The organism is Protofrankia sp. Cas8 (assembly GCF_963555845.1).
GTDB lineage: Bacteria > Actinomycetota > Actinomycetes > Frankiales > Frankiaceae > Protofrankia.
Window position 1 is genome coordinate 2012 of the sequence record NZ_CAUVXI010000255.1, and the last position, 5722, is coordinate 7733.

Here is a 5722-nt window from a genome sequence, read left to right on the forward strand (position 1 = left end):
TGAAGGTAAGGTTTACCTACCCATCACCCTTCCCTTCAGCGCTCGTGGCGCACTTAAAAATCAAGCTAAGAGTCTGTTTTGTTGCCGGGCGCTCTAAGATTCGCCTGCGCGCCGTGTCGGAACACGGCCAGGAACAGATCGTCCATCGTGCGGAAGTAGAAGTGCACGAGGGCGGGTTTGATGCCCGCCTTCGTGGCGTCCAGCGGGGGCGCTTGCTGACGTTGCGTGCGCGCTTGACCGGTCGGCGGCGCGATGCTAAGCATGTGATCAGCACATTACTGAAGTGGGTTCGCTTCCGGACGCTGGGCTGCTACCTGCTGACCAGCTCGGAGCGCCAGGGCCGGGTGATCGACTACGACTCGTCCGGCCCGATGGTGAAGGAAAAGCCCGATGGCGAAGGAATAAGGAGGAGGAGCACTTCTGATGGCGCACGCGACCAACGACCTCCTCACCGCCGACGTCATGGACGACCACACCCTCGCCGCCACGCTCGCGTCCCGGGCCGGGGCTCTCCTGCTCGACATCCGCGCGCAGGGTGGCGCCGTGGGGGACCGGCGCTCGAACGAGCTGCTGCTGCGGCTGCTGGCCGAAGCACGTCCCGACGACGCCGTCCTGTCCGAGGAAGCGGCGGACGACGCCGTCCGCCTCACCCGTGATCGTGTCTGGATCATCGATCCGCTCGACGGGACGCGCGAGTACGGCGAGCCGCCGCGGGCGGACTGGGCGGTCCACGTCGCGCTCGCCGTGCACGGGCGTCCCACGGTCGGAGCGGTCGCGTTGCCCGGCGCCGACCTCGTGCTGCACACCGGATCGCCGTTGACCGTCGCGCCGGCGTCGCCTGGCCCGATCCGTCTCGCCGTCTCCCGGACGCGCCCGCCGGCCTGGGTCGACCCCCTCGTCGCATGCCTGGACGCGACGCTGGTCCCGATGGGCTCGGCGGGCGCGAAGGCGATGGCCGTCATCCGTGGACAGGCCGACGTCTACGCCCATTCCGGTGGGCAGTACGAGTGGGACTCATGTGCGCCCGTCGCCGTCGCCGCGGCCGCCGGGCTGCACGTCTCCAGGCTCGACGGCTCACCCCTGCACTACAACCAACCCAACCCCTACCTACCGGACCTGCTCGTCTGCCGCCCGGAACTGGCCGGCGTCGTGTTGAACGCATTACTGCGATGAATCGTCACACGGAAAGGCTCAGCCGAGTGTCGTGAGCAATGCGCTTAGCGCGGTCTTCTCTCCGTCCGGGTTGGGGCTCGTTGCCCGGAGCGCGCGCAGCACCGTATCGATTTTTCCATCGATCTTGGTCCAGGTAGCTTTGTCCTTCGGTTTCAGACGCGCCTCGCCCTTGTCCCACTCGGTTTCGAGATCGGCGATGCGGGCCGTGGCACCAGACTGGTTGCCGGAGTTCAGGAGATCCAGCGTGTCCTGTGTGATTTTTCGGAACTTCGAGAGGTCGCCGAGGGGCGAGACCTGCACTGGCTGGCTTCCGCCGGGTATCGCCTGCGCTCCCTGGCTTCCGCCGGGTATCGCCTGGGCCCCCTGGCTTCCGCCGGGAATCGCCTCTCCTGACGGCTGGCTTCCAGCGGGGACCGACTGCGCGACGGTACCCGAGTCTGACGTGTCATTTTGAAGCGCGGACTTGCGCACGGAGTATCCTGTCCCTGCGGCGACGAGGATAAGCGCCACGACGACGACGGTTTGCCACAGGCCTCCTCGTTCCATGGCCTCGTCAGGGTCGAGGGCAGGCGCACTCGCGATGACATCGGCTTTCGTCAGCGAGAAATAAGCGACGATGCCGAGAATACCGACCGTAAAGATGAGGCTCGTTACCGTCGCACCCAGACCGAGTCCGCCCTCGCTCGGTGACTGAGACAGGTAGTCGCCGATCGACGCTCCAAGCGGGCGGGTCATGATGTAGATGATCCAGAAGGAGAGAACCGGGTTGAGTCCGAATCGCCACCCAATCGCAAGGACGGCGATCAGCGATACCACGATGACTCCCGTCATCAGGTAGCCGATCCCCAGCACCTCGGCCATGAGATCGCCGGTTGCCGTGCCGAGCGCGAAGGTGACGAGAATCGTCAGCCAGTAGAACGCTTCTCGTCGTCTGGTCAGGATGGAATGAATGGAGAGCGTCTTCTCGGTCAGATACCACGCGAGGAAGGCGAGAACAAGAAGAACGCCGAAGATCAGGGTGCTTGTTTCGAGTGGCACGCCGACGCTGTCCGTGAGGTTGTCGGTCACCAATGTGCCGAAGACGCTGACGAGCGCCACCGTCAGCCAGTACCTGCTCGGTACGTACCGATCCGCGCGGAACTGGACGATCAGAGCGACGACGAGCAGGACGCCGGTGATGACGGACGTGCCGGTCAGGCCAAGGTTCAGGTTGACGTTGAGAAAGTCGGCGGCCGATTCACCGACGGTCGTACAGAGCACTTTGATGATCCAGAAGTAGACGGTGACTTCTGGAACTTTGCTGAGCATCGGCCGGCCCCGCAACGATGCCGGGGAGCGGTGGCTGGGCACCGCGAGGCGCGTGGGAGTCGTCATGCTGCCACGGTGGCCCAGGAGGCCTGAACAAATCCTGACCACGTCGGCGGTCAGCGGCGTGTCACGCCCCGGGCAGCGACAGTTCGACAGTCGCGCCGGACCCGACAGTCGCGCCGGACCCGACAGTCGCGCCGGACCCGACAGTCGCGCCGGGCCCGCCGGGCCCGCCGGTCGCGCCGTCGAAGGCCCGTACGCTGCCGCCGGCAGCGGCCGCGAGGCGGTGGACCAGCGCCAGTCCGAGCCCCGCCCCGTCGTGGCCGTCGTGTGGGTCCGCGCGCCAGCCCGGCTCGAACAGGTGCGCCGCCGTGTCGGCGCCGAGCCCGGGCCCGTCGTCGCGGATGTCGATGCAGACCTGGCCGGCGACGACCCGTGCCACCACGTGTACCTGGGTGTGTGCGTAGCGGCGGGCGTTGTCCAGAACCGGCGACAACATCCGCTCGAGCAGGCCGGCATCCATCCCCGTGAGCGTGCCGGCGGGTACCGACACCACCAGCTCTGGCGGGGCGCTCCACCGCTCGGCAAGGCCGTGCACCACCTCGCCGACGTCGCACCGGTCGGGCAGTCCACCGGCGCTCGTGCGGGCGGCGGCCATGAGGGTGTCGAGGATGACCGTCATCCGGTTCGCCGCGTCGGCGATCGGGGGCAGCGCCCGGTCGAACTCGGCCGCTTCGCGCGGCCGGCTCTGCAGCAGGCTGATCTCGGCGACCATGGCGGCCAGCGGGGTGCGCAGCTCGTGCGACAGGTGATCGCTGAAGGCCTGCTCGTGGCGCAGAACCGCGCTGACCCGGTCCAGGAGACCGTCGAGCGTCGCGGCGAGCCGGTCGAGTTCGGCCGGTCGGGGCGCGGCTCCAAACCGGTGGTCGGCGGCATCCGCGCTCCACCGGCCTGCCTGCTCGGTCATCTCCTCGACCGGGCGCAACGCCCGGTCGGTGCTGACCTGTACCACCAGGAATACGCCGCCGAGCAGCAGCAGGGCCAGCAGCACGCTGCCGACGTCGGCGATCTTCTCGGTCTGTCGGTAGGGGGCCAGCGACAGGCTGACGACGACGGTGGCCGCCTGCTGGCCCTGCGACGTCACCGGTAGTGCGAACAGCCGGACCGGGGAGGCGTCACCCGTCGTCACCGTCCGCTCGCCTATGCCAGTCAGGGCACTGGCCTGGCCCAGTAACGCGGCCCCGCCGGGTGGCTGCTCCACCGGCCGGCCACCCGCGAAGATCCACGTCCCGGTATCGATCGCGCTGTCGTCACGTACGTCATGGACGGAGACCGCGCCGCTGGTGACGATCTCGACGGTGCTGGCGACAGCCTCTGCCCGGGTCCGTAGCACGGTGTCGGCCTGCTGCCGCAGCTGCGCACCGAGCGCGGCATTGAACGCCACGGTCAGCACCGCGAGCCAGCCGGCGGTGGCCACAACCGCCACCGCCGCGATCCGGCCCCGCAGCGTCGAGGGCCTTCTCACGTGAACTGGTACCCGATGCCATGGACGGTCGTGATCGCCTGCGAACCGTCCACCAGCGCCAGCTTGCGGCGAAGCTTCGCGACGTACTGGTCCAGGGTGTTGTCGTGGACGATCGCCCCTTCGGGCCAACCTGCGCCCACCAGCTCCCGCCGTCTCACCACCACGCCGGGCGACGCCATCAACCGGGCAAGGACCCGGTACTCCGTCGGGGTCAGGCGCACGCTTGTGGTCGCGGCGGCCAGTGCATGGCCGCGCGGGTCCAGGCGCAGGCCGTCAGGCACCGAGACCGGCGAGGACCGGGCCCGCTTCAGCAGCCCCCCCAACCGGGCCACGAGCTCAGCGAAGTGGAACGGTTTCGCAACGTACTCGTCACCGCCGGCCGCGAAACCCGAAACGAGGTCGGTGACATTCCCCCGTGCGGTGAGGAACAGCACCGGGACGTACACACCACGCGCCCGCAGGGCCTGGCACACGTCCCGGCCATCGGAATCCGGCAGGCCCACGTCCATCACGACCACGTCGAAACCGCCGTCGTCGGTGAACCGTGACAGAGCGGACGACCCGTCGGCCACCGCGGTCACGACCGCGCCCTGCTCACGCAGACCGCGGGCCAGGACGCCGCGCAACGCCGGGTCGTCCTCCACGACCAGCACCCGCGATCCCTCCACAGCCGCCAGTATGCCTAGGGCGCCAGCCGCGGCATGTCACCGTCCCCCTGGTCAGACCCCGGCCAAGCGCAGCACACCACTCCGGCCTTAGGTCAGGGTGGACTTCCACCCATCTGCCACACCTGCACGGTCTGATCACCGCCGGCAGTCGCCAACGTCCGTCCAGTCGAATTGAATGCAACCGAAAGTACTGGTCCGGTGTGGCCGGTCAGCGTCGCCTCGCGCTTCGGGTGAGTCCGGTCGGTGACGTTCCAGAGAGTCACGGTTTTGTCAGCACTCGCCACGGCGAGCAGGTGCCCATCGCCGCCGAAGGCGACAGATGTCGTCGGCTCGGTGTGACCGGCGATTGTGCCTGTGGGCCTCGGATGAGCAGGGTCTGTGACGTTCCACAAGACCACCGTCTTGTCGTAACTGGCTGTGGCAAGGGTCTGCCCATCCGGACTGAACGCCACTGCCAACACGGGGCCGGCGTGCCTGGTGAGGGGGGATGCGATCTCGGTGACATGAACGGGGTCGCTGACGTCCCACAGAATGACCGTCCGGTCGGCACTCGCTGTGGCGACGACATGTCCGTCGGGACGAAAAGCAACAGAATATACCGGTAGTTCGGTATGGGAGGTCAGACTGGCCAAACGGATCGGGCGAGCCGGGTCGCTGACGTCCCAGAGAATGAAGATGCCATTGCCGACAGCGAGGAGCCGTCCGTTCGGACTGAAGGCCACCGACTCCACGGCGCCGTTGTGGTCGGGAAGGTCCACTATGTGAACGGCACGGGAAGGGTTGCTAACATCCCACAGAGAAGTCACCAGGTCACTATGGCCGGCCGCCAGAATGCGACCGTCTGGACTGAACGCGACCGACCGCACCGCTCCACCGGGCTGGCTGAAGGACCCGGCCAGGATAGGGCCCGTCGGGTTGGTGACATCCCACAGAGAAAATGTTCTGTCATCATAACCGGCCGCGAGGATACGTCCGTCTGGCCTGAATGCCACTGCGTTTGCGGCACCCCCGTCGTGTCCGATGGTCGCGATACGGTCGGGATGTACGG

The 5722-nt window shown here is 67.5% G+C and carries 5 protein-coding genes and 2 pseudogenes; 2 read left to right on the forward strand and 5 right to left on the reverse strand.

What is annotated here, in order from left to right; all coding sequences use genetic code 11:
• Nucleotides 1-65: 65 nt before the first annotated feature.
• Nucleotides 66-263: a hypothetical protein gene (locus U9977_RS27260; RefSeq protein ID WP_416210766.1), complete on the reverse strand. Its 198-nt coding sequence runs from the start codon at nt 261-263 to the stop codon at nt 66-68.
• 18 nt (nt 264-281) lie between these two features.
• Between U9977_RS27260 and U9977_RS27265 the strand changes: the two are divergent.
• Both U9977_RS27265 and U9977_RS24315 read left to right on the forward strand, forming a co-directional pair.
• A pseudogene (locus U9977_RS27265) lies at nt 282-395 on the forward strand (sulfate adenylyltransferase small subunit); the annotation flags it as partial.
• A gap of 67 nt (nt 396-462) precedes the next feature.
• Nucleotides 463-1173, forward strand: a complete 711-nt coding sequence (locus tag U9977_RS24315; RefSeq protein ID WP_322751611.1) for a 3'(2'),5'-bisphosphate nucleotidase CysQ — start codon at nt 463-465, stop codon at nt 1171-1173.
• A gap of 18 nt (nt 1174-1191) precedes the next feature.
• Here U9977_RS24315 and U9977_RS24320 read toward each other — a convergent pair whose 3' ends face one another.
• From U9977_RS24320 to U9977_RS24335, 4 genes and pseudogenes are all read right to left on the reverse strand, one after another.
• Nucleotides 1192-2547, reverse strand: coding sequence for a hypothetical protein (locus tag U9977_RS24320; RefSeq protein ID WP_322751607.1), 1356 nt, complete (start codon nt 2545-2547; stop codon nt 1192-1194).
• Between the two features lie 61 nt (nt 2548-2608).
• Nucleotides 2609-4006 (reverse strand): HAMP domain-containing sensor histidine kinase, encoded by a 1398-nt coding sequence (locus tag U9977_RS24325; protein WP_322751608.1) that lies wholly within the window; start codon nt 4004-4006, stop codon nt 2609-2611.
• On the reverse strand, nt 4003-4659 hold the full coding sequence (locus U9977_RS24330) for a response regulator transcription factor (protein ID WP_322751609.1): 657 nt from the start codon (nt 4657-4659) through the stop codon (nt 4003-4005). The genes U9977_RS24325 and U9977_RS24330 overlap by 4 nt, the downstream gene beginning before the upstream one ends.
• Nucleotides 4660-4766: 107 nt before the next feature.
• Nucleotides 4767-5722, reverse strand: a pseudogene (locus tag U9977_RS24335) (WD40 repeat domain-containing protein); the annotation flags it as partial.